This window comes from Flavobacterium microcysteis, assembly GCF_006385255.1.
Classification (GTDB): domain Bacteria; phylum Bacteroidota; class Bacteroidia; order Flavobacteriales; family Flavobacteriaceae; genus Flavobacterium; species Flavobacterium microcysteis.
The window spans coordinates 102,121-124,669 of the sequence record NZ_VFJE01000055.1 but is presented as its reverse complement, the minus strand read 5'-3'; the positions used below and the strand labels follow the sequence as shown (position 1 = coordinate 124,669).

Genomic DNA, 22,549 nt, shown 5'->3' with positions numbered 1-22,549 from the left:
TTATGATTTTGGGATGATAACTTGTGTCTGTTCTCCTGTATTGGTATCCAGAATGGTAACGGTCAGTCCATTTTCTGAGGGAAAAATTTCAACAGATAAGCTGCCAAAAGTATAGCTCCCTTCAGAGATTCCATTATTCCCGAATTGCTGTGTGAATAAGGATCTGGAAACTAAATTCAGTAATTGTGAATTCAGGTTTTCAGTAAAACTTTCCAGTTCCGTTTTTGTCTTGGTCGTGACCGTATTGTCTTTTAGTTTGTTTTGGGCTTCGGCAGAACTTAGAAGCCACTGATAGTTAAAAGTATCTCCTCCAAAATTTGGATTCCTGGGCTTGTAGACCAGATCCTGAGCATTCGCGGCATAGGCCAGCAAAATGATAATTGCAGTAACTAGAGGTTTCATAATTAAAGAAATAAGATTAATACTGAGTGAGATATCGGCTTTGTTTTTCCAGATTTTTCAGATAAGCAGAAGTAACATTGACAGCTTCTTCAGCTACAAGACTTAAAAATTCTTCATCGGGGTTTACTAAAAACTCATAAAAGGGATTAGCATCTATACTGATTGTAATTTTTGTATTTCTGGCAAAACTCAATTCTTCAGTTATTATAACAATCTTTTTGGAGTTGATTTTCAAATCGCTGTACTTGAAAAAGTACAGGTCATAAAAATCTTTGCCTGCTTTGGTCTTTGTATCGTCGGTTACTATGCCTGACAATTCAAAACCATCTGCAGGAATTAATCCTTCATCCTTTTTTTTTTCTTCACCAATGACTATCCTATCTTTTCCAACCAGTTTTTTGTCGCTATCATAGAAAAGGAGCATGACAATAATTTCATCATCCTTGCCGACATTGATCTGGGTTGACGATAGTTTTTTTGTTTCATTCGGGTCTAGAGTAAAAAGCCCTTCCTGGGCATTATTGGATTGATTGCTATTAATCTTATTTTTTCTTATTACTGATAATTTATACGATAAGCTTTGGACTATATCGGTTAAATTTTCCGCAGTACCGGTAATCTTTACGTTTCCTTCAATTTCTTCCAGATGTATTTTTGCCTTGACCTGGCTGTTTGTTAGTTGCGAATAGGCCGCAGGTGCAAAAAGCATCAGCATAAAAAAGCTATAGGAAAGATATTTTTGCATGGCTTATTGATTTAATATAATTACAGAAGAACCATTTCCTGACTGCGTCACTTTCATATCTTTTGAAAGGGAATTGGTTCCATAATTTTGTATATTTTGGTTATTTCCTTGTTGGATCATTTGCGTATTCACATCATATTTTGTGTAATAGGTAAAATCCTGTATTCCATTATTTTTTCCGGATTGCACAATATTTTGTGTTATTGTATTGGCCTGTTTAGACAGCGAAATGGCATTATCATTACCATTTTGAAGTACAGAAACATTGACTTCATTGGCTTTTAAGTTCGCGTTGAACTGATTGTAATCTCCTATTTGCTGAACCAGAATATCTCCTTTTTGGAACAAGGCATTAGAATTCTGTTTCGGGTTCATGCTTGAAACCACATACAAGGTCTCTTCTTTCGAACCAAAAACAGAAGAGCTGTACTGATTGTAACCCGGGTTTTCTTCTTCCTGTGCCAAAGCGGCTTGAGAAAAAAGTCCCAAGAGCAATAGCTTAAAAAATAAGGGTTTCATAATTTTTTATTTTATAAAAAATGGGGCTGCCAGAACTGACGGCCCCATTTTTATTGTTCAACTAGTTAGATTGGGTAACATTGTTGATGTTAGAGTTCCCTTTTTGAACGTTCATGCTAGTTTGGTTGTTACCGCTTTGCATTACGTTTGAATAGTTAAAGTTTCCTATTTGAAGTGTATTGTCTAAATGACCAAATCCGTTTTGAGTAGTCAGAGCGTCATTTTCTTTACCATACTGATAGTGACTTGCCTTATTAGCTCCAGAAGCAGCTACAGCAGTACTTGTTTGAGTAATTTTAGAGTCGTTCATTTCACCACCTTGGCTAGTGTAGGCAATGTTGAAATCTCCGTTTTGAGTTTGTAATGCATCATTGTATCCATGTGGCATGAATGGCACTGCTACAGCACTCACAAATCCCAGAGCTTCTGCACTAAATGGAGCTCCAGATGGCATTTCGTTTCCACTTGTACCCTGGTCAATAGTTGCTTTGTTACTGTTTCCTGTCTGTACCTGTTTTGCCCAGTCATGTCCATTTCCAGCAACAGGATTTAGCTGATCTTGCCAGATAGTAGCTTGGTTACTGTTTCCTGTCTGAACTTGATAAGCTTCATTGTAAAGGTTGTTTTGTGAAATAAAAGCATTGTTTGAATTTCCAACTTGTTTCACATCTGCTTTGTTATGATTCGAAGCAGAAGAAGGGTTTGGATTGATTCCTTGCGTAACATTAGAAACGTTGTTGTTTCCTTGTTGTCTAACATCTGAATCTTGATAAGATCCTTTTTGATTTACAGCCGAGTTGTTGGATCCACCCAACTGCAAAACATTACTGTCATTAAATTGTGCAAAAGAAACTGCACTTACCAGCATCACTGAGATGCTCAAAATCACTTTTTTCATAATAAAAATATTTAATTGGTTATAATTACAATTTAATATTTGGGGGACGAAAAAAGTCTTAGAGGGAAGCTATTATCAGCTTATCTTAATGAAGTATTTTTGGAATAAAATTGTGGTATCATGTTTTCAAAGTTATTTCTTTTTTCGAAAAAGCAATACGGGAAACCGTAAAAATTACATCGGTATTGTTATTATTCTATGAATTGTTTAAAAAATCGGACGAAATACATCATTTTTAATTTATAGCATGAAAATTAATTATCAAATTCATATTTTCATGTCATTTACTTAACGTTTTCGTAAGAGATAGTTTGCTAAAAATAATTTTCAAAAATTATTGTGTAAAAATTTTCTTTCTACAGCACCTAAATATCCATCCTATTGTATATATATTTGCGAAAATTTTATTTTATTATGAAGCAAAAACTATTATTCCTTTTTTTATTCCCTGCTTCCTATTGTTATTCGCAATCTGCAATTCAGACCTTGAATTCCGGTAGCGTAATTGGAACCAGGGCTTCTGTTTCGATAGGGGAAATTGTTATTGTTCCGCAGAACCAAAACCAATCCAGTTCCGGAATTATTGGTATTCTAGCGACAGTAAACAATAACAATCTTGAAGTAGACCATTTTGACCTGACAGAAAAAATTACCGTTTACCCGAATCCGACAGTGGCCAAAATCTTTTTTGACACAAAAGAAGCTATTTCCAACGAAAGTGTGTCGGTATATAACAATGCGGGGCAAGTAGTTCTGTCAAAAAAAATTGATTCTGAGCATTCGCTGGATCTTACTTCCCTTTCAAGCGGCACTTACTTAATTCAATTCGCAAACCAAAAATTTAAAACCTTTAAAATCATCAAACGTTAACAATGAAAAAACTATTACTCATTACAGCCTTATTCTTTGCATTTTTCGCTTCGGCTCAAGTTCCACAAGGAATTTCCTATCAGGCTATTGCTCTTAACTCTTCCGGCGCCCCTATTGTTAATTCAAACGTTGGAATCAGGCTTTCTGTATTAGACAATACTGCTACCGGTACTGTTTTATATGCTGAAACACATACTAAAACCACAAATGCTCAAGGACTATTCGCTACAATTATTGGTCAAGGTTCTGCCACAACAGGAACATTTTCAGCAATTAACTGGGCAACCAACCCAAAGTTTCTAAAAGTAGAGCTAGATGTTGCCGGAGGAACAAATTATGTTTTGACAGGCACAACACAATTGCTTTCAGTTCCTTATGCTTTGGCAGCAAAAGGCCTGGCGTTACAAGCCGGAGAAGGAATCAAATTGATTTCGCCAAACGGTACTCCATACCAGCTTACTGTTAATGATAATGGACAACTTTCTTTGCCTACTTCTGAAAATAATTCTAATATTCCGAACCAATTGTATATGTATGGGACATTTAATAGCTTTAACCCAACTTCTGCTCTTTTAATGCGGTCTACTAGTTCTGCATTTTCTGGATATAAATATTTAACTGCCGGAACTCAAATAAAATTCACCTCTTCTAACAGTGCTAATGGAGCTGTTTACGGAATTAATGGGATTCAGGATTTAACTTTAAATGCAAATGCGTACACCATTCCTTCTAATGGGTTCTATTTCATTCAAATTGCTACTTATGGCTCATTACCTTTTAGTATCGTGTCAATCGCTCCATCAGTAGTAATAAATTTTGGCTCTACATCACGTAACATGACTTATAACGTAGGTACAAATACGTTAACGACAACAGTTACAGGCATCACAAATAGCGATAGCTTTTATTTTAATATTCCTAGCTCTAATGGAAGTCAGCGATTTGGCGACAATCTTGCCGATGGCACAATTGATGAGGATGGAAGTTCAATTTCTTTTCCCGGAGCTACTGCAACTCCAAGAAACTACAAAATTGACTTAGTTTTAAATTTTAACGGTTCTGGTACTTATACCATTACACCTCAATAATATAGAAAAAAAAGCCTGCTTTAAGCAGGCTTTTTTAATTGTTGTGTTGTTGTTGTTGTTTGTAGTATATTATTTAGTAAATAATAATTCTCTGTATTTGGTTAATGTCCAGATTTCATCATCTACCAAAAGCTCCAGCTTGTCGCAGTGCTTTCTGATAATTTCAAAATAAGGCTTCACCTTGTTGCAATATGCAAAAGCCATTTTTTCTGTATCAGAAAGGTTGTTGGCTTTTTTACGTTCCTGGGTCATTTCTTCTACCTTAGTATTGATAGCTTCAATGTGTCCAGAAATTTCTTTGATTAATGTAATCTGCTCTTTTGCGATTGTTTCGTATTCTTTACCGAAAATGTCTTTCAATCCTCTTACATTTTCAATCAAAAGGTTTTGGTAGCGAATAGCTGTTGGCACTACGTGATTTCTGGCAATATCTCCAAGAACTCTTCCTTCAATCTGGATTTTCTTGGTGTATTCTTCCATTTCAATTTCATAGCGAGCCTCAACTTCTACATGGTTCATTACTCCTAACTCACCAAACAATTCGATAGCTTTTTTAGAAACTTTTGCTTTTAAAGCTTCAGGAGTTGTTTTATGGTTGCTCAATCCTCTTTTTGCAGCTTCTTGTTGCCATGCATCGCTATAACCGTCACCTTCAAAAAGGATGTTTTTTGTTTCTTTGATGTATTCTCTTAAAACATTGAAGATAGCATCGTCTTTCTTCATGTCTTTACCTTCAATCAGCGCATCAACTTCTTTTTTGAAATCAATTAATTGTTTTGCTACGATAGAGTTTAGCGTAGTCATCGCATTAGCACAGTTTGCAGTAGAACCTACAGCTCTGAACTCGAATTTATTTCCTGTAAATGCAAACGGAGAAGTTCTGTTTCTGTCTGTATTGTCAAGCAATACATCTGGAATTTTACCTACTACATTTAATTTAAGGTCTGTTTTTTCTTCAGGCGACAATTTTCCGTTTGATACACCTTCTAATTCTTCCAAAACTTTGGTTAGCTGCTGCCCGATAAAAACTGAAATAATTGCCGGTGGCGCCTCATTCGCACCCAAACGGTGGTCATTGCTCGCTGTTGCTATCGAAGCACGCATTAATTCTTCATAAGTCTGTACCGCCTTAATCGTATTAATGAAGAAGGTTAAAAACTGAAGGTTGCTCATTGGCGTTTTTCCAGGACCAAGTAAATTCACTCCGGTATCTGTTGCCAACGACCAGTTATTATGTTTTCCTGAACCGTTTACTCCTTTAAATGGCTTTTCATGGAACAGCACTTTAAAATCATGGCGTTCTGCTACTTTCTGCATCACATCCATCAACAAAGAGTTATGGTCTACCGCTAAGTTTGTCTCTTCAAAAATTGGTGCCAATTCAAATTGATTTGGAGCCACCTCATTGTGACGCGTTTTTACCGGAATTCCTAAAAGCATACATTCGTATTCCAACTCTCTCATATAAGAAAGTACTCTTGTAGGTATAGAACCAAAATAGTGGTCATCAAGCTGCTGTCCTTTTGCAGAAGTGTGTCCTAATAATGTTCTTCCCGTCATTAATATATCCGGTCTTGAATTGGCCAATGCCGAATCAATTAGGAAATATTCTTGTTCCCATCCTAAAGTAGCGGTTACTTTTTTTACATTTTTATCAAAATAGCGGCAAACAGATGCAGCTGCTTCGTCAATAGAGTGCAATGCTCTTAATAAAGGAGTTTTATAATCTAGTGCTTCACCTGTATAAGAGATAAAAACAGTTGGGATACATAAAGTTGTTCCAAAAATAAAAGCAGGCGATGTAGGGTCCCAAGCGGTATATCCTCTAGCCTCAAATGTATTTCTGATTCCTCCATTTGGAAAACTAGAAGCATCCGGTTCTTGCTGAACCAACTGTCCGCCACCAAATTTTTCAACCGGGTCGCTACCATCCATTGACGTTTCAAAAAAAGCATCGTGTTTTTCTGCTGTTGTTCCTGTCAAAGGCTGAAACCAGTGCGTATAATGTGTTACTCCTTTTGACAATGCCCATTCTTTCATTCCAAGGGCAATATAGTCTGCCAATTTTCTATCGATTTTCTTTCCCTGCTGTACTGCGTCTCTAACACCCTGATAAGCATCCTGCGTCAAAAACTGGCGCATTGCCTTGTCATTAAATACATTGCTACCAAAAATTGCAGATTTTCTCTCCAATTCTTCAAATTTGACAGGCTTCCTTCCGGCTGTCTGTACTAGTGCTTGAAAACGAAATGTCGACATAAGAATTATTTTAGGTTTGACTAATTTGATGCAAAGATATAACTTTTGAATAAAAAAATAATTTATACCCCATTTTTTTTAGGGTATAAATTTAAAATTTTTAAAATATAACACCTATACCCCTATTAAAACGAAATAAAATTAAAAATAAAATTTTATCGTTTTATTCCTAGAATTCCCATCTGATGAATTATATAACTTAATTTAAAGATTATATAATATTCATTAAAAATGAAAAATCTTACAAATAAATACGTAAAAATCAACGAATTGTTAATTATGTTAAACATTATATAACACAACTCCGATTTTTCAACATTATAGCTAATTTTAGAAGAAAGAAAAAATAATAGTAACTCAAAAAGAATTGGTCATGAGCTCAAAAAAATTGGTTATAGGCATAGCAGCCGGAGTTGCTGCTCTAGCAATTGTAGGACTTATAGTTGCAAAAAAGAAATCTAAAAAGGATAAGTTTTCTGAAAAAGCCCGAGATGCAAGAGATAATTTCAAAAGCAAACTAAATGATTTACAACGCAAAGCAAAGAAAGAATTCAATAGTGCTTTAGAAGATGGTGAAGATTTAGCCAACAGAGCTAAAGACAGGGCTAATGAATGGGCCAATCAGATTACTTCCTAAGCTTTAATAAATTTCAGAACATCAAAAACGGTAAAACTGTCAAAAACTGAATAGCATATGAAAAACCTACCACACCGCTCAACATCACTTGCTTCGAATTCAGATAGCCTCATTTTCCCCTCTCGTGCTAATGCATTTTCGGATGAGGAACTATTACCTGAAATTCTGTTTATAACTTCTTATCCGCCAAGAGAATGTGGCATTGCCACTTATTCTCAAGATTTGATGAAAGCGCTGAACAATCAATATGTAAATTCATTTTCTCTGACAGTCTGTGCCTTAGAAAACGATCATGAAAAACATCATTATCCTGATGAGGAAGTAAAATACACGCTAAATACTTCCGATCCTTTTTCTTTTAAAACAATAGCAGAAACTATCAATAGCGATCCTAATATAGAGGTTGTTGTCATCCAGCATGAATTTGGGCTTTTTCGTGACGCTGAAAGTTTTAACTTGTTTCTGACTGAAATTAAAAAACCTTTGGTTGTCGTTTTCCATACAGTTTTACCAAGACCAGATGAAGCATTTAAGGAAAAGGTACAGTATATTCTTGACCGAGCCGATTCTATCATTGTAATGACCAAAAATTCTGAAGCTATCCTTTTAGAAGACTATACTGTAACTGCTGAAAAAATCTCAGTGATTCCTCATGGAACCCATTTAGTACCGCATACCGACAAAAACGCATTGAAAGCCAAATATGGTGTAAAAGGAAGAAAAATACTTTCTACATTCGGTCTCTTAAGTTCCGGAAAAAGCATTGAAACTACATTAGAAGCCTTGCCCCATATTGTTGACAAAAGTCCTGATGTGCTTTTCCTTATTATTGGAAAGACACATCCGGGTGTCGTATTGAATGAAGGTGAAATCTATCGCGATTCACTCAAAGAAAAAATAAAAGAACTGAAGCTTGAGGAGCATGTGCAGTTTGTAAATAAATATCTCCCGCTGGATGAACTGTTGGATTATCTCCAACTGACAGATATTTATCTTTTTACTTCAAAAGATCCCAACCAGGCTGTGAGCGGTACCTTTTCGTATGCCATGAGCTGTGGATGTGCTGTGGTTTCCACTCCTATTCCTCATGCCAAAGAAATGCTTGACAATGGCTCCGGGCTTACCTTTGATTTTGGAAATTCAAAACAATTGGCCGAAGCTGTTAATCAACTGATTTTTGATATTGGCCTCAGAAAAAATATGATACTGAACGGACTTCATACCATTATGCATACCGCCTGGGAAAATTCTGCTGTGGCACATGCTATCTTGTTCCAAAAGATATCGAGGGGAAAAATGGAATTGCATTATAAAAATCCGAAACTGAATCTCGATCATATTAAAAAAATGACAACCGAATTCGGGATATTACAATTTTCAAAACTCAATAGACCCGATCCTAATTCCGGCTATACGCTCGATGACAATGCACGGGCACTTATTGCCCTTTGTCAGGATTATAAGCTGACACGGGATATTGAAGACCTAAAACACATCAGCATCTACCTAAATTTTATTTCTTATTGTCTCAATGAAGATGGCAAGTTTAAAAACTATGTAGATATCAACCATAATTTTACACCTCAGAATAACAGCGTAAATCTGGAAGACAGTTCAGGACGTGCTCTTTGGGCTTTAGGATATCTGATTTCCTTAGCACCGATACTGCCTTCCAATTTCACAAAAAAGGCTGAAGATTTATTCCGAAAAGCCATGCCACAGACAGAAAAAATGCACTCTACAAGAGCTATGGCTTTTATTATAAAAGGATTGTATTATTTCAACCGACAAATCAAAGATCTTGACCACAGGATTTATATCGAAATATTTGCCGACAGGCTTGTACAGATGTACAAACACGAAAGCAGCGAAAACTGGAAATGGTTTGAGAGTTATCTAACCTATGCTAATAGCGTACTTCCGGAAGCCCTGCTCTGTGCTTATGCTGTAACTGACAAAGAAGAATATCGAAAAATCGCTAAAGATTCATTTGATTTTCTTTTAGAAAATACGTTTTCAAAAGACCATATCAAAGTGATTTCAAACAAATCCTGGCATTTTAAAGGACAAGAGAAACACAGTTATGGTGAGCAGCCCATTGATGTTGCTTATACAATATTGGCACTTCGAAAATTCCATGATATATTCAAGGAAGAAGAATACCTCAACAAAATGGAAATTGCTTTTAATTGGTTCTTAGGCAACAATCACCTGAAACAAATTATTTACAATCCTTGTACAGGTGGCTGTTTTGACGGACTTGAAGAAACCAATGTCAACCTGAACCAGGGAGCGGAATCCACTTTAAGTTATCTTATGGCCCGACTGACCATCGCACGTTATTTTGGAAATCCAAATACCATATATTTCCGCAAAAAACTAAAGGCTACCAAGCTTTTGCTTCTTAAGAGTTAATTATTAATTCACGCAAAAAGCCCGCTAATTATAAGCGGGCTTTTTATTTACAAAAAAAGAGACCGGAGTCTCTTTTAAATTATTTTCTTGTTTTGATATTCTGTTCTTTAATACCGAATGCTTTTACAACAGCGTTATAATCATTATAATCAACCGTTTGAGCTACAGATTTACCTGTATTTTCAGATGTTCTGGCAAATATTGGATTTTGTCCAGGAACTACCACAATTCTAAAAAACTGACCTACAGTATAATTTGGAATAGAAGCAAGATTAATATTAGTTTCCGTCCAAATTGTAGCTTCTGTAGTGGTAAAGTCGTAATTGTAAGTCAAAAGTCCTGATACTCCTGGGTATTCATTGTTAGGGAAAGAAATATTTTGCGGAATCAATCTCCAAATTGGATTTCCAGAAGTAGTAGTACTTTCCATCCAGTAGATTAAAACTACATCACCTGAAAAAACTTCACCTGCATTAAAAGGGAATATAATCTCTCCTTGTGCATTAAAGCTTTTATTAACATCAAAAACTAATGCGACAGTATCATTATCAACACGATCGTCATCGTTGCTACAACTTTGAAATGTCGTCATTCCGACAATAGCTAAAAGTAAAAGTATTCTTTTCATAATATTTATTTTTTTATATGTTTATAAATGTATTCCAAAAATAAAGCCAAAAAAAAATTTTTAGAGAATTTTAATACTTTTTGCTTTATTATTTGTGTCTTAACCCTAGATAAACATTAACTAATTTACTGAAATTAAACCAGTTATTTAAAAATAATTTTATGCTAAATTATTTTTCATCGGAAGTTTTTTTCTTTTTTGCATTTATATAAATTCCCAAATAACTACTCAAATCAACTTTATGCAATTTTTGAGGTTTATTGATAAATGGCTTAATTGAGAAATTTTCATTAGTCAGATAATAATGGAGTCCGTCAGCTGTAGCGATTCCTTCAATCTGATGAAAAGGCAATCGTAGTTTTATTTTTCTCTTATTTCCTGTAAAAAAATCAGTTCCCCGAAAATCATACAACAGGTATAGAAAAGGCTTCAGGCGTTTTGAATAGCCACATAAGACGATAGCATTTTCCGGTTCCAGAAAAATAGCTCCGGTAACTAATCCACGAATGTCATGTACAGCTTTTAGGTTAGCTACATAATTCCCTGGAGTTTTTGGCAACGAATACAAGGCTGTTCTTTTCGATTTCCATTGTTTCGTAAAAATATAGATACTGTCTTTTGAAACCACCATAGCCTCGCCGTCATAGTCGGTTTGGTTGGCTTTTGAGACAATCAAATCAATCTGATCAGAATAACGGAAAGAAATTGTGTCGATGACCGGATTTAGAGCCAATGATTTTTTCTCGATTCTTAAAATATGCAGGTTCGTCCTATTTCCGGCTACATTATTCCCAAAATCACCAATATAAAGATAGCTGCTGTCCTGAGAGATTTCTTCCCAATCTTTATTGATGACATTTTTTAATACATAGGTTTCTTGTATGTTGCCTGAAATGGTATCCAGTCCATAAATCGACGTGTCCTTATCATCATTATGTGTCCATAGTTTTCCTTCCCAGAAAATAAGCCCTGAAGTCTCGGGTACTTTTTGATCCAGCTTTTTTGAAAATTCAGGCCGTATTGCTGCTCTTTTATATTGACAGCTCCCATCATTTACTGTTGCTTCCGGATTATAATTCTTGGACAATGGATCTGTACAGCCAACAATTTGCGCTGCCATATCCATATCAACCGTAAAAAGAAGATTCAGTAAAACCAGCCAACAGCAAACTGTTTTCATATCAACATTAATTAAATTGCTTTTTCTCTAGCTGTCCTGATGCGTTCTATGTCCTCTAATGTGGCACATTTCGTATTGACTTTTACCTCATCGACTATAAAAGGCAAGTGAATGAATTCAACTTCCGAAAGGTCTTCATTCAAATAATCGGAAACGTCTTTCAGGTCGTAAAACCAATATTTATCGAACTGTACCTTTTTTATCGAAGCGTCCTTAAGCAGGATTTCTTCTTTTAGCTTCTTTATCATAAAATAATGCTGATTTCTTCTTCCGCAAATTACGTTATTTGAACTGTAGAAACATTCGGTTCTTGTATGTTTTAACAAAAAAGACTTCTTTAGGAAGTCTTTCTGTTTAGTTGCTCGCAAAGGCGCAGAGCCGCAAAGTTAGGGTATAGCATATTTCGATGTAAGGTTTCTAAACTTAGTACCTCAGAACCTTAGTACCTTAACAACTCTTTGACTGATTAACTTTTATTTCGAATTTTATTTTAGCCACAGATTATAATGATTACGCAGATTTATACATAAAGCGTAAAACTTAGCACCTTTCACTACAATGTCAAAAATAATCGATCAATATTTCATTCCCTTCTTTCCAGCGAATCCAACCTGATTTTATAGGACTATCCATATCATCACAATGGGGTGCTGTAAAAATCTGAATCCAGTCGCCTTTCATCGACTTCACCTGAAAACAATCTTCTCCTTCAAAAGGAATTGTTTTTGCAGCGTCATTAGGCTGTGCTTTAATCTCTTGTGGAAAAGAATTTCGGGAAATCATAAATGCATTTTTCAGAAAACCATCCCAAGTATCCAAATCAACTGCTTTTGTCTTTCTTATCCAGTAGGATTCTCCTGTTTCATTGTTTACTATTATTTCAATCCAAAAACGTTCTTCAGCTTTGCATCGAAAAATCAGCTGGTCGTAGTCCAGAAAAAAGCCTTCTGGTTTTAGCCATTTTTCAACCGTTTCAATATTTCGTATGTCAGCGGTTCCCGTTCCTTCGTCCAAATAAAATTCGATGACTTGTTTTGGCTCTTTATCATAAGCAGCAGCATACAAATTCAAAACAGTGTTGCCTGTAAATTTTATAGTTGCGATACCGATTCCCAAATCTGATTGTGCGGCTGCGTTTAAGGTAAATAAGATAAATAGTGCTTGTAAAAATTTCATTATAGGGCCTGCTTGTTTTTAATAGCATACTACAAAGAACGCTCTAAAAATCTTTTTATTTTGTTTTTTAAGAAACTGTTATTTTTTTATTATTAAGGATTATTGGGCCGTTGCAGTGTTGGTCTTAAATATTTTGGAGAAAAACAAGGCATGGTAAGCCACGGAATTCTCCCAATATTCCCAGTCATGTGTACCTGGTCGTTCCGTATAATCATGGGCCACTTTGTTATAAACCAGCCTTCTATGTAACTCTCTATTAGGTCCAATCAGAAAATCATCAACACCGCAGTCGATAATAAGAGGCAGACCGTTTGCTTTCATTTTGTCTATCATATTCAGCACTGCATGTGAAGCATATACTTCTTGAGAAGCGCCTTGAGGCCCAAAGACAGGCTCCATCAACTGGTCAATTCTTTCCGGCGTATCAATCCCCATATTTTTCATGGTTCCCATATCAACAGCTCCGCTCATGCTTCCGGCAGCTGCATATATTTCAGGATGTTTTGTTGCCAGGTACAGAGCTCCATGACCACCCATAGACAATCCTGTAATGACCCGTCCTTTTTTTTCGCTGATAGTCCTATAGGTCTGGTCGATTTTCTGTACGACTTCTTTAGTGATGTAGGTTTCAAACTGGCTTCCTTTATTGACAGGGCTGTCCAGATAAAAACTAAATGTTTCGCCTTCCGGCATGACAATAATGATATCATACTGATCTGCCAGATTCTTGACTGTCATTTTATTTGGTGTAGCTCTGAGCCAGTCTCTGAAATGTCCGTAAGCACCATGCAATAGATACATCACCGGATATTTTGCTTTGCTTTTAGAATAGGAATTGGGCAAGACTACAGCGGCATTATAAGTCTTGTTCATCGCAACACTTGGAATTGCGAGCGTATCTACTTTTGCTGCCTGAGTGGCCAAACCTTGAATCAGGAAAAAAGTGATCAATAGTAGTTTTAGATTTTTCATAAAAAGTTTTTATCCAAATTAATGATTAAATTCTAATCTTGAATCCTTTAGTTTTTCTTACCCATTAATTTTACGTGTTTCAGATAGTCTCTGATATTTTGATCCAATTCTGTCGGATACGGATAACCTAGCTTTTGCGCCATTGCAGTTCCCATTTCTGTTCCTATATCGGCATAGGCAAATAAAGCACGCCAATTGTCTTCTATATTACTCCCAGAGAAAGTGGCTTCTATCTTTTTCCATATTTCAGATGAAAGGTATTTTTTAAACAGTCTGCCTTTTTTATTAGTCGATACTTTCCAATCATGTTCCAGGCCTATATGCCATTCAATCATCGCTTGGAAGTACTGCGTTCTCATATTGTCTTCGAGCATGAATTTGGCATAGAAAAGGTCATCACGCCATAGACATTTTGCTACATAGGTCATATCCCACCAAAAATCATTGAACAAGGTTGCAAATTCCTGTTCCGTTGGCTTTTTGATCATCACAGCGTTATACGTAGGCGGTTTCATGTTTTTTGTAATACCGTCTTTGTCCAGTAAAACTTTATAACCTACATCCCAGTCTTCCTGTAATTCTTCACTATCTACTTCTTCAATAAATTTTGATACTGAATAGAGCTTAAAGTCCACTTTGGTATAGTCTTCATAAAAAACCATTCGCATAGCATGCTTGCCTTCAAATGCTTCTTCATTTTCGACAATCATGGCGATTTTTTTACCAAAATTTTCAATCCAGGCATCATCAGATAAGAATTGTTGCAGGTCACTTACCACAAACTCGATATCCAAATCGCTAAATTGGTCAACCGGAGCATATGGATTTACAAGCGAACTGGTCAGCAATACTGCTCTGATTTCGTCATTTGATGCTGCCCAATCCATAATTTCCATTAATTGGGTTTCTCTTTTGTTTTCCATGACTTACTAAATCGTGTCTAATGTGTCTCTTGTCAGTTCACTTTTTTCTGCATTTCCGGTATTTAAGGTCGATGCAGGCTCAAAAAGCAATACCGATACTTCGTGTTCTGCTACTGGCCTATGCTCTACTCCACGGGGCACAATTAAAAATTCATTTTCCTTAAGCACAACAGTCCTGTCCCGAAATTCCATATTGAATTGACCACTGACAACCAAAAACATTTCGTCTTCATTGTCGTGTTTGTGCCATACAAATTCTCCTTGAAATTTTGCTAATTTGACATGCTGTCCGTTCAATTCTCCAACAATCCTCGGATTCCAATGATCGTTAAAAAGAGAAAGTTTTTCGGCGATAGTTACTTTTTCCATGAGTGCGACTTGTTAATTATGGTTTATCTTAATAGCAGCCTAAATCCATAGACTGCAAGCGTACCTTGCATAAAATCCAGATCTTCTGATCTTTTAAATCCTCTATGTTCATACATTTTCCAGGCCGTTTGCATGGCCATTGTAGTATGAATAATCAGCTGGCTATTTCCATCGGTGATGGCCTTACTAATACAAGCCTCGGTCAATAGTTTTCCGATTCCTTTTCCTCTTGCTGACGGACTTACAGCTAATAGCCGAAATCCGGAAGCCATTTTTTCTTGTGTGGCAATACCCCCTGAACCATAATACTGTATGTCACCAAAATAGACTACAGCTCCGCCAATCTGTCCTTCTGGTGAAATTGCCACTAAAAGCTCCGTTTTGGGTTTATCTGCAAATTCTCCAACAGAAGCAAGTAGCTTATAATAATTAGGTTGTTCGGAAGGTTTTGGAAATCCTTCGAGCTGCGAATAGGTTTCTACCATTAGCGTTCCGATTTCATCGAATTCAGAAGGTATGGCTTTTCTTATGCTATATTCCTTATTAATTATCATTTGCAGATTTCTATTAGCTATAACGAAGTTAGGAAAATTACTTCTCATTATCAGTCCAAGCCACTACAGTATTTATTCCTGTTTAATGCAATTGATAATAAAATCTTTTCTGTTTCCAATAGTATCTTTTGGTACTTCTATAATTTCATAGCCGTAATCCTGATAGGTCTTTTTCATCGCCTCAAAAGTAGCTTCGGCTTCTTTCCAGTCTTGTTTCCGTTCGTTATCTGTTTCGTAAATATCTTGCCAGGGCGGAAAAATAAACACTTTTCTATTGTATTGATAGTTTTCAGCAATTTGCTGAATTTTATCCGATACCTCCAACCTGACCATTCGGGCATAACAGACGGCGTCCAAAATACCACGATCAAAAAATAGTGGGAGAGAACTGTTTTGAGAAATAGCCTCCCGATAACTTTCAGCTGATGCTTCTAACATCAACAGCATATAAGATTCTTTATTTTTCCAAGGAAGTGCCTCTCCGTCAATCGCCATCTGTTCTTTGATAATAGCTCGTGCCGTTTCAGGCATGACGATGTATCCGCTTTTTTCCAGCTCATCCAATACAGATGTCTTGCCTACACCCGGGCCTCCTGTGAGTATATAAAAATTATCGTTTTGGTATTTCATACAAATCTATCATTGTTTCTCTTTTATTCTGTAAACAGTTCCAACATATGGGAAATTGCATTTTCAGAATGTAAAGCTTCGGTTTGTTCTAATGTCATTTTTGCCGTTTCGGAAGCTCTAGCTCGCATCTGGTTTTCATAATACGCAATTGCTTCTTTAATATCAGGAAAATCTGTTCCGGTAAGACAATTGCTGAGCTCAAGAGCATCAAGCATCGCCATATTTACTCCTTCCCCGGCATAAGGCGGCATTAAGTGTGCTGCATCGCCTAGGAGAGTCATATCCGCACAGGCTTCCCATGTTTGGTCAAGTGGCATGCAGTATTGAGGACGCGGCGCAAAAGAAGTTCCTTCTGTTGCAAACAGCTCCTGCCAGATTTCGTCCCAATCTGAAAATTCTGTACGGAACCAAGCTGCAACCGACTTATTGTCTTTGAAATCGATACCGCTATCATGCATCCAGGATTCCTCTGCTCTACAACCCGTGTAAAAAGACAAACTGCCATCTCCTTTAGCACTTACAATAAGTGATTTTTGGTCACCAAAAGCAAAAACTTTTCCTTCTTTGACCAATTCATAGATACTGGGTGCCTTTTCTGCTGCGTTATAGATACTACCTTCTACTACTGTTATTCCTGAATAAAATGGTTTGATAGGTGTTAGATAAGGGCGTATTTTTGAATTGGCTCCATCGGCTCCAATAACCAAATCTGCGGTTTCCTTTCTCCCATTTTGGAAAACAAGCTGCCATTTTCCTTCTTCTTTTTCCAATGATGTGATATGGCTATCCCATACAACTGTCTCGGGTTGCAGCGAATCAAGCAACAAATCCCGTAAAGGTCCACGATCAATTTCAGGACGGAAATGCTCGTGTCCAAAACCAACAGCTTCTTCATGTTCTTCATGCTGATCATAAAGAATGTTTCTGTATTTGTCAGTGATGCGTGTCTTATCGGCACCCGGTCTGTAATATTTTTTAAATTCCTCTATCAACCCTGCTTCATTGAGCGCTTTAAGTCCTGAATCGTCATGAAGGTCGAGTGTAGCTCCTTGTACTCTCACAAATCTTCCTGCATCTCTTTCGTGTACTGTTACATCAGCTCCTTTTTGTTGCAGAAGTCGGGCTAGTGTCAATCCTCCCGGGCCACCTCCAATAATTGCTATTTTCTTGTTTTTTATTACCATGATTTTAAAGATTTAGTTTTATCAAGGCAAAACTATTTCTTATTCATAGTGGAGAATTGTATAAATCGGTCATTTTTGTTTTGGGATAATTCTTTTGGAGGTACACCAGAAAACTTTTTTACATCACGGATAAAATGTGCCTGGTCCGCAAAGTCCTGCTCTGGAAAAAGCTTGCCTTCTTTTAGATGCTCAAAAGAAGCCCTAAACCGTAATATACTGCAATATGTTTTTAGTGGAAGTCCAAACTGTTGGCTAAAATAACGGTTGATTTGTCGGCTGCTCCATCCGGCCTTTTCAGAAAGTTCTTTTACAGTAAGCCTGCCGTTTGAAGCGTATATCTGGTCAAACAATCTAAGTTTCCTATTGTCTGGCGGTATTTTTATGAGACTTTGTATTTTCCGGGTTATCTTAACGCAAAAAGAATCAAAATCCGAAAGATCCTCTTTAGTAATATCCCAAAAACCTTCCGGCAAAAGACGCCCATCATTGAGCAAAGATGAAACACTGTCTTCTAAAAGATATTCAACAGCCAAAAGCCGAAGACTGACCGCAAACATAGTTCTCCCCGATTCCATTAAAGTTTGTGAAGCTTCTGTTTCTAGGCCTAAAAGAACGGCTCGAAATGACTGGTTATCGGAAGATGAAAAAATGATGTCAATTCTGCCATCTGGCAATACGATTATATTTTTGGGTTCTCCTGAAGGAGTCTTTAATTTCCAAAAGCTTTCGATATAGCCGGCAATTGACGAATCGGGTTTTATTATTTTATATTCAAGCTGGCCGGCCATTTTTATTATTTCTTTACTGAGAGAAAAATATCTACTTCTGCATTGTTCCAATCAGCACAACGTTCGTCATAGACTTCGAAATCGTATTGATAGGCCCTATTCAGTACGACATCTTCTTTCCAGATTTCTCTCCATGCTTCTGCAATACAGTTGGGCATGACGCCTTTGGCTACTTTTTGAGTATAGATTTGTGACGGTATTTTCAGACTTTTGAATCCATCCGGAATTATTGTTCCTTCTGCAACTTTACAGCCTATAAAATAAGAATACGGTTGTGTATGGTCGCCATCATAGTCAAAATATACGGCATAGATTTCATTTCCCAGCTTGCCTTCAATCTGGCCGTATCTCTTTTCGGTCTCAAATTGTTGCCATAAGTTACCGCAATCTATAGCAGCCTGACTGTCTTTGTTGGTCGTTTTTTTATCAAGCTGAATTCCTATCAGTTGGAAGTTTTCTTTGGTGGTTTCCATTTTTGTATGTTGTTTTTAGAAATTTATTTATTAGTGTAGTCCAGAGAATCGAAGTACCGTTTTCTAAATCAGAATAATCACACCAACATTATTCTACGAAATTAATAAAATAAATTGGCACATATACCGCTGTCACTTTTCATATGTTTTCCCGAAGCTGACATTTATCATCTTTTGCGACAAACCGTTTATCCATATTTGCAGCTATCTTAAATTATTACGCACTATGGCAACTGATTCTCCTGTACATACTTTTCATATTCCGGTAATGGGACTTTCCTTTACTATCGATAGCCCTATTCGGGTGGCTCACTACGGAATTTCTTCTGTAGTTTCTATCGTAGATGATGAGCTTATTGAAAAGATGAATGCTTTTTACAGCAAAAAGTTTTGCCAGCCGTATCAGGAAATCAGCCGAAAATTTCATGATTATAGAGAAGAACGAATCAGAAGTTATCTGGATTTAATGGATCATATCGTAAAGGAAAAATTTGAAGCGTTCAAACTAGAACTTTCTGAAAGTCGTCTGGCTTTGGAACGTTTTCTAGGCATGCTTCCCAATCAATCCCATTTTAAAAGAAACCTACAGGAAATTTTGGAAAACGGCTGTGAGCTGAAACACAACATCAAAAGTTTCCTTGAAAAACATTTTGCTCCGGGTGCTATTGATGTAAATATCATGACTAAGGTAGATCGCGAAAATCATGATAAAAACGGACCGCTTCCCGCAGAATTTAATGATGCCCATACGGCGTTGCGTGGATTTGCCTCCAGCAGACTTCAATCTTCAATTGTATTTTCAGCAGGTATGAATCCGAGGCTTTATAGCTATCTCGAAAGTTTCCGCTGCTTTTTTCCTGATACTGAAGGAAAACTCGAAAAGAAAATTACATTAAAAGTCAGCGACTACCGTTCTGCTTTGATACAAGGTAATTTTCTGGCAAAGAAAGGATTATGGGTTTCCGAATATCGCATTGAATCAGGGCTTAATTGTGGCGGGCATGCCTTTGCTACAGAAGGATTTCTTTTAGGACCGATATTGGAAGAATTCAGAACAAAAAGAAAAGAACTCATAGAAACTTCTCATGAATTATTGCTAAAAGCACTCGACCAAAAAGAAATTCCGGCACCACACCAACCACTTGCTTTAAAAATCACAGTACAAGGAGGCGTGGGTACGACTGAAGAACACGATTTTCTTTTGCAACATTACGAAATGGATTCTGTAGGATGGGGTTCTCCTTTTCTATTAGTTCCTGAAGCTACTTCTGTAGATGATGAAACACGTATACTATTAGCAAAAGCTGAAGAGAAAGACTTATATCTTAGTCATATTTCTCCTTTGGGCGTGCCTTTTAATACGATAAGAGATACCAGTAACGAGAAACTAAAACAGCATCGCATCAATGCGGGTCGACCTGGAAGTTCTTGTCCTAAAAAATACCTTGCCTTAAATAAAGAGCTTGATAATAAAGGACTTTGTACGGCTTCACTCAAATATCAGGAACAAAAACTAGAATCGTTGGAAAACAGAAAACTGGAACTTACTGCCACGGCTTACGAACAGGCAAAGTTTGATATTACTGAGAAAGCCTGCTTATGTGTTGGACTCGCCAATGCTTCTTATCTTGAACATGGCATTACTGTTAAAGGTGAGGCTCAAGGCGTTGTAATCTGTCCAGGGCCAAATATGGCTTATTTTAATAGGGAGGTTTCATTGCACGATATGGTGCAACATATTTATGGATATGATTCTGTAATGGATTTTCCTAATCGTCCAAATTTGTTTGTAAAAGAGGCTCAACTTTATGTTGATTATCTTAAAAAAGAAATAGCCATACACCGTAGTACAGCAACTCCTGCCCATTTCAAAAAATGGGCACTATTCCAAAAGAATTTGCTTTTGGGAATTGATTATTATGAAGAGTTATTCTTATCTATATCTTTAGGAAATACTATTAATCCGTGGAGCAACTTACGTCAGGAAATTGAAGAAATTGAAGTAGGTCAAATATTGGACTATTAGGAATTAAATCACAGCACGTTACAATTAACGAAAACCTTACTATATTTATATTTAAAACAGGAGTATGCAAAGTGAGGTACATTATATAACCCGAAGTGGCTGGCTTAGGGCTGCTGTATTAGGCGCTAATGATGGAATTCTTTCTACGACAAGTCTTGCCATTGGAATAGCTGCTGCATCTGAAACAAGAGCACCAATAGTATTGGCTGCTCTGGCAGGAGTGGTAGCTGGTGCGCTTTCTATGGCAGCTGGAGAATATGTGTCTGTAAGTTCCCAAAGCGATATAGAAAAATCTGACCTAAAACGGGAAATGAAGGAATTGAAAGAAATGCCTGAATCCGAACTCGAAGAACTCACGCAAATTTACATTTCCCGCGGACTTGCTCCCGACCTTGCAAAAGAAGTGGCACTACAGCTTACTTCACACAATGCTCTTGAAAGCCATGCACGGGATGAACTTGGAATCAATGAAATGACTCAAGCCAAACCTATGCAGGCTGCATTGGCTTCGGCACTGGCTTTCCTTTGCGGAGGCATATTGCCTCTTTTAGTAGCTATTTTTGCTCCACTAAACTACATGGTGTTTTTTCAATACGGTTTTGCCATTATTTTTCTTGCGCTGTCAGGAACCTTGGCAGCAAAGGCAGGCGGATCCAACAAAATAAAGTCGGTGGCACGCATCTGTATCTGGGGAACTGTTGCAATGGTAATTTCCGCTTTAGTTGGTTATATTTTTGGTGTTCAGACTTCGTGATTTTTGTTCCTTACATTTTACATGTTTTATTTTAAATACTCTGTTATAAATTTCTTACTATACTCTTTTATCATTTCTCTTACGGCTTCAAACTGTTTTTTAATTTCTAATTCGGTACCAGTTGCTTTAGCAGGATCGGGAAAATTTTGATGAAGTCTTACTGCTTTGGTTGGGAAAAACGGACAGTTTTCCTTTGCATTGTCACATACGGTTATGACAAAATCAAAATCTATATCCAAGTATTCATCAATGTGGTTTGATGTGTGATTTGAAATGTCAATACCATCTTCTTTCATTATAGCAATAGCTTTCGGGTTTACTCCATGAGTTTCAACTCCCGCACTATATAGTTGCGCCCTACCTCCTGCAAAATGCCTAAGATAGCCTTCTGCTATTTGGCTTCTGCAACTATTGCCTGTGCAAAGCACTAAAATCTTTTTTGTCTCCATATTTCTAAACAAGTAGCCAGATAAGGTTAATGATGCAGAATTTTGCGTCAAAGCCAAAAATAATCTGCAAGACAATAACCGATGTGGTGATAATTATTGGTTTCTTATATTTAATTAATTTCTTTTTCATTAGCAACAGCCTGAATTGGGCGAACAGCCTGAATTTCCGGTATTTAATTCCGACAGATTCAACTTTTGTTTCTGGGAAGGAATTCCGCAGGCTTCTTGTGCCAAACAGGCCGTTACTTTGTTCTTTAGGACAAATGTTTTTCCGTCAAATTCCAGATCGTATTTTCCAATCGTTTCGTTTTGATACTCTACTTCTATTTCTGAATCTTCAATACCTAATTTTTCTTCTGAAAGCTTAATGATATTCAACAATTTCCCAGGTTTTAGACGATGTTCAAAATCATCTGCGTTCCATAATTGAAAATTCACAATCTTTTCATCGCGCATTGTACCTCCACAGTCAATAAAGCTTTTTCTAATTATCCCTACTTCTGTGACATGGAAATGTTCCGGAACAAAAGTGCCGTTTTCTAATTGGAATTCAACATTTTCTAATGTTGGCAAAATCTGTTTTACTTCTGATAATTTCATCTTTATAATA

General features: G+C 36.8%; 25 protein-coding genes. 6 read left to right on the top strand and 19 right to left on the bottom strand.

Translation table 11 applies throughout. The annotated features are described in order from the left end of the window. The 4 genes from FJA49_RS11785 to FJA49_RS11770 all read right to left on the bottom strand — a co-directional run bounded on the left by FJA49_RS11785 (position 1) and on the right by FJA49_RS11770 (position 2,564). Positions 1–402, bottom strand: coding sequence for a curli production assembly/transport component CsgF (locus tag FJA49_RS11785; RefSeq protein ID WP_140001117.1), 402 nt, complete (start codon positions 400–402; stop codon positions 1–3). Positions 403–418: 16 nt separating this feature from the next. Then, entirely contained in the window at positions 419–1,147 is a 729-nt protein-coding gene (locus tag FJA49_RS18580; RefSeq protein ID WP_233590144.1) for a curli production assembly/transport protein CsgE, read from the bottom strand. A gap of 3 nt (positions 1,148–1,150) precedes the next feature. Beyond that, positions 1,151–1,666 (bottom strand): hypothetical protein, encoded by a 516-nt coding sequence (locus FJA49_RS11775; protein WP_140001116.1) that lies wholly within the window; start codon positions 1,664–1,666, stop codon positions 1,151–1,153. Positions 1,667–1,727: 61 nt separating this feature from the next. Then, the gene (locus tag FJA49_RS11770) at positions 1,728–2,564 is read right to left on the bottom strand and encodes a hypothetical protein (protein ID WP_140001115.1); all 837 of its coding nucleotides are present in this window, start codon (positions 2,562–2,564) and stop codon (positions 1,728–1,730) included. Positions 2,565–2,978: 414 nt separating this feature from the next. On the opposite strand from FJA49_RS11770, the gene FJA49_RS11765 reads away from it, so the two are divergent. Next, complete coding sequence (locus tag FJA49_RS11765) at positions 2,979–3,434, top strand: T9SS type A sorting domain-containing protein (RefSeq protein ID WP_140001114.1); 456 nt, start codon at positions 2,979–2,981, stop codon at positions 3,432–3,434. Positions 3,435–3,436: 2 nt separating this feature from the next. Next, positions 3,437–4,522, top strand: coding sequence for a cadherin repeat domain-containing protein (locus tag FJA49_RS11760; protein WP_140001113.1), 1,086 nt, complete (start codon positions 3,437–3,439; stop codon positions 4,520–4,522). Between the two features lie 69 nt (positions 4,523–4,591). Here FJA49_RS11760 and FJA49_RS11755 read toward each other — a convergent pair whose 3' ends face one another. Beyond that, positions 4,592–6,781 carry a glutamine synthetase III family protein gene (locus tag FJA49_RS11755; RefSeq protein ID WP_140001112.1) on the bottom strand — a complete coding sequence of 730 codons (2,190 nt, stop codon included), beginning with the start codon at positions 6,779–6,781 and terminating at the stop codon, positions 4,592–4,594. Between the two features lie 373 nt (positions 6,782–7,154). On the opposite strand from FJA49_RS11755, the gene FJA49_RS11750 reads away from it, so the two are divergent. Together FJA49_RS11750 and FJA49_RS11745 are read left to right on the top strand one after the other, a co-directional pair. Further along, positions 7,155–7,418 (top strand): hypothetical protein, encoded by a 264-nt coding sequence (locus FJA49_RS11750; protein WP_140001111.1) that lies wholly within the window; start codon positions 7,155–7,157, stop codon positions 7,416–7,418. Between the two features lie 57 nt (positions 7,419–7,475). Further along, entirely contained in the window at positions 7,476–9,833 is a 2,358-nt protein-coding gene (locus FJA49_RS11745) for a glycosyltransferase (RefSeq protein WP_140001110.1), read from the top strand. A 79-nt stretch (positions 9,834–9,912) separates the two neighbouring features. On the opposite strand, the gene FJA49_RS11740 is transcribed toward FJA49_RS11745, so the two are convergent. The 12 genes from FJA49_RS11740 to FJA49_RS11685 form a co-directional block, all read right to left on the bottom strand. After that, a complete protein-coding gene (locus FJA49_RS11740) occupies positions 9,913–10,461 on the bottom strand; it encodes a hypothetical protein (protein ID WP_140001109.1) in 549 nt (182 codons plus the stop codon). Positions 10,462–10,630: 169 nt separating this feature from the next. Then, complete coding sequence (locus FJA49_RS11735; protein ID WP_233590142.1) at positions 10,631–11,641, bottom strand: T9SS C-terminal target domain-containing protein; 1,011 nt, start codon at positions 11,639–11,641, stop codon at positions 10,631–10,633. 11 nt (positions 11,642–11,652) lie between these two features. After that, the gene (locus tag FJA49_RS11730; RefSeq protein ID WP_140001108.1) at positions 11,653–11,889 is read right to left on the bottom strand and encodes a hypothetical protein; all 237 of its coding nucleotides are present in this window, start codon (positions 11,887–11,889) and stop codon (positions 11,653–11,655) included. Positions 11,890–12,202: 313 nt separating this feature from the next. After that, the gene (locus tag FJA49_RS11725) at positions 12,203–12,817 is read right to left on the bottom strand and encodes a hypothetical protein (RefSeq protein ID WP_140001107.1); all 615 of its coding nucleotides are present in this window, start codon (positions 12,815–12,817) and stop codon (positions 12,203–12,205) included. A gap of 99 nt (positions 12,818–12,916) precedes the next feature. Next, positions 12,917–13,789 carry an alpha/beta hydrolase gene (locus FJA49_RS11720; protein ID WP_140001106.1) on the bottom strand — a complete coding sequence of 291 codons (873 nt, stop codon included), beginning with the start codon at positions 13,787–13,789 and terminating at the stop codon, positions 12,917–12,919. Positions 13,790–13,836: 47 nt separating this feature from the next. Further along, positions 13,837–14,712 carry an AadS family aminoglycoside 6-adenylyltransferase gene (locus FJA49_RS11715; protein WP_140001105.1) on the bottom strand — a complete coding sequence of 292 codons (876 nt, stop codon included), beginning with the start codon at positions 14,710–14,712 and terminating at the stop codon, positions 13,837–13,839. 6 nt (positions 14,713–14,718) lie between these two features. Continuing rightward, complete coding sequence (locus FJA49_RS11710; RefSeq protein WP_140001104.1) at positions 14,719–15,081, bottom strand: cupin domain-containing protein; 363 nt, start codon at positions 15,079–15,081, stop codon at positions 14,719–14,721. Positions 15,082–15,104: 23 nt separating this feature from the next. Then, entirely contained in the window at positions 15,105–15,635 is a 531-nt protein-coding gene (locus tag FJA49_RS11705) for a GNAT family N-acetyltransferase (protein WP_233590141.1), read from the bottom strand. Between the two features lie 72 nt (positions 15,636–15,707). Then, a complete protein-coding gene (locus FJA49_RS11700; RefSeq protein ID WP_140001103.1) occupies positions 15,708–16,265 on the bottom strand; it encodes an AAA family ATPase in 558 nt (185 codons plus the stop codon). Between the two features lie 23 nt (positions 16,266–16,288). Next, positions 16,289–17,449 carry an FAD-dependent oxidoreductase gene (locus tag FJA49_RS11695; RefSeq protein ID WP_140001102.1) on the bottom strand — a complete coding sequence of 387 codons (1,161 nt, stop codon included), beginning with the start codon at positions 17,447–17,449 and terminating at the stop codon, positions 16,289–16,291. 32 nt (positions 17,450–17,481) lie between these two features. Next, the gene (locus FJA49_RS11690) at positions 17,482–18,237 is read right to left on the bottom strand and encodes a helix-turn-helix domain-containing protein (RefSeq protein WP_140001101.1); all 756 of its coding nucleotides are present in this window, start codon (positions 18,235–18,237) and stop codon (positions 17,482–17,484) included. A 5-nt stretch (positions 18,238–18,242) separates the two neighbouring features. Beyond that, positions 18,243–18,710, bottom strand: coding sequence for a GyrI-like domain-containing protein (locus FJA49_RS11685; RefSeq protein WP_140001100.1), 468 nt, complete (start codon positions 18,708–18,710; stop codon positions 18,243–18,245). A gap of 226 nt (positions 18,711–18,936) precedes the next feature. On the opposite strand from FJA49_RS11685, the gene FJA49_RS11680 reads away from it, so the two are divergent. Together FJA49_RS11680 and FJA49_RS11675 are read left to right on the top strand one after the other, a co-directional pair. After that, a complete protein-coding gene (locus FJA49_RS11680) occupies positions 18,937–20,736 on the top strand; it encodes a hypothetical protein (RefSeq protein WP_140001099.1) in 1,800 nt (599 codons plus the stop codon). 64 nt (positions 20,737–20,800) lie between these two features. Continuing rightward, positions 20,801–21,490 (top strand): VIT1/CCC1 transporter family protein, encoded by a 690-nt coding sequence (locus FJA49_RS11675; RefSeq protein ID WP_140001098.1) that lies wholly within the window; start codon positions 20,801–20,803, stop codon positions 21,488–21,490. A gap of 26 nt (positions 21,491–21,516) precedes the next feature. Here FJA49_RS11675 and FJA49_RS11670 read toward each other — a convergent pair whose 3' ends face one another. Together FJA49_RS11670 and FJA49_RS11665 are read right to left on the bottom strand one after the other, a co-directional pair. Continuing rightward, positions 21,517–21,939, bottom strand: a complete 423-nt coding sequence (locus FJA49_RS11670; RefSeq protein WP_140001097.1) for an arsenate reductase ArsC — start codon at positions 21,937–21,939, stop codon at positions 21,517–21,519. Between the two features lie 129 nt (positions 21,940–22,068). After that, positions 22,069–22,539 carry a DUF6428 family protein gene (locus FJA49_RS11665; protein ID WP_140001096.1) on the bottom strand — a complete coding sequence of 157 codons (471 nt, stop codon included), beginning with the start codon at positions 22,537–22,539 and terminating at the stop codon, positions 22,069–22,071. Positions 22,540–22,549 lie beyond the last annotated feature (10 nt).

Bases quoted from the DNA above. Each gene is read 5' to 3' on its own strand.
- FJA49_RS11685 (WP_140001100.1), bottom strand. From the start codon at position 18,710: ATGGAAACCACCAAAGAAAACTTCCAACTGATAGGAATTCAGCTTGAT.
- FJA49_RS11765 (WP_140001114.1), top strand. From the start codon at position 2,979: ATGAAGCAAAAACTATTATTCCTTTTTTTATTCCCTGCTTCCTATTGT.
- FJA49_RS11750 (WP_140001111.1), top strand. From the start codon at position 7,155: ATGAGCTCAAAAAAATTGGTTATAGGCATAGCAGCCGGAGTTGCTGCT.
- FJA49_RS11770 (WP_140001115.1), bottom strand. From the start codon at position 2,564: ATGAAAAAAGTGATTTTGAGCATCTCAGTGATGCTGGTAAGTGCAGTT.
- FJA49_RS11700 (WP_140001103.1), bottom strand. From the start codon at position 16,265: ATGAAATACCAAAACGATAATTTTTATATACTCACAGGAGGCCCGGGT.
- FJA49_RS11725 (WP_140001107.1), bottom strand. From the start codon at position 12,817: ATGAAATTTTTACAAGCACTATTTATCTTATTTACCTTAAACGCAGCC.
- FJA49_RS11755 (WP_140001112.1), bottom strand. From the start codon at position 6,781: ATGTCGACATTTCGTTTTCAAGCACTAGTACAGACAGCCGGAAGGAAG.
- FJA49_RS11665 (WP_140001096.1), bottom strand. From the start codon at position 22,539: ATGAAATTATCAGAAGTAAAACAGATTTTGCCAACATTAGAAAATGTT.
- FJA49_RS11730 (WP_140001108.1), bottom strand. From the start codon at position 11,889: ATGATAAAGAAGCTAAAAGAAGAAATCCTGCTTAAGGACGCTTCGATA.
- FJA49_RS11680 (WP_140001099.1), top strand. From the start codon at position 18,937: ATGGCAACTGATTCTCCTGTACATACTTTTCATATTCCGGTAATGGGA.
- FJA49_RS18580 (WP_233590144.1), bottom strand. From the start codon at position 1,147: ATGCAAAAATATCTTTCCTATAGCTTTTTTATGCTGATGCTTTTTGCA.
- FJA49_RS11740 (WP_140001109.1), bottom strand. From the start codon at position 10,461: ATGAAAAGAATACTTTTACTTTTAGCTATTGTCGGAATGACGACATTT.
- FJA49_RS11675 (WP_140001098.1), top strand. From the start codon at position 20,801: ATGCAAAGTGAGGTACATTATATAACCCGAAGTGGCTGGCTTAGGGCT.
- FJA49_RS11715 (WP_140001105.1), bottom strand. From the start codon at position 14,712: ATGGAAAACAAAAGAGAAACCCAATTAATGGAAATTATGGATTGGGCA.
- FJA49_RS11710 (WP_140001104.1), bottom strand. From the start codon at position 15,081: ATGGAAAAAGTAACTATCGCCGAAAAACTTTCTCTTTTTAACGATCAT.
- FJA49_RS11745 (WP_140001110.1), top strand. From the start codon at position 7,476: ATGAAAAACCTACCACACCGCTCAACATCACTTGCTTCGAATTCAGAT.
- FJA49_RS11705 (WP_233590141.1), bottom strand. From the start codon at position 15,635: ATGATAATTAATAAGGAATATAGCATAAGAAAAGCCATACCTTCTGAA.
- FJA49_RS11670 (WP_140001097.1), bottom strand. From the start codon at position 21,939: ATGGAGACAAAAAAGATTTTAGTGCTTTGCACAGGCAATAGTTGCAGA.
- FJA49_RS11785 (WP_140001117.1), bottom strand. From the start codon at position 402: ATGAAACCTCTAGTTACTGCAATTATCATTTTGCTGGCCTATGCCGCG.
- FJA49_RS11720 (WP_140001106.1), bottom strand. From the start codon at position 13,789: ATGAAAAATCTAAAACTACTATTGATCACTTTTTTCCTGATTCAAGGT.
- FJA49_RS11695 (WP_140001102.1), bottom strand. From the start codon at position 17,449: ATGGTAATAAAAAACAAGAAAATAGCAATTATTGGAGGTGGCCCGGGA.
- FJA49_RS11760 (WP_140001113.1), top strand. From the start codon at position 3,437: ATGAAAAAACTATTACTCATTACAGCCTTATTCTTTGCATTTTTCGCT.
- FJA49_RS11690 (WP_140001101.1), bottom strand. From the start codon at position 18,237: ATGGCCGGCCAGCTTGAATATAAAATAATAAAACCCGATTCGTCAATT.
- FJA49_RS11735 (WP_233590142.1), bottom strand. From the start codon at position 11,641: ATGAAAACAGTTTGCTGTTGGCTGGTTTTACTGAATCTTCTTTTTACG.
- FJA49_RS11775 (WP_140001116.1), bottom strand. From the start codon at position 1,666: ATGAAACCCTTATTTTTTAAGCTATTGCTCTTGGGACTTTTTTCTCAA.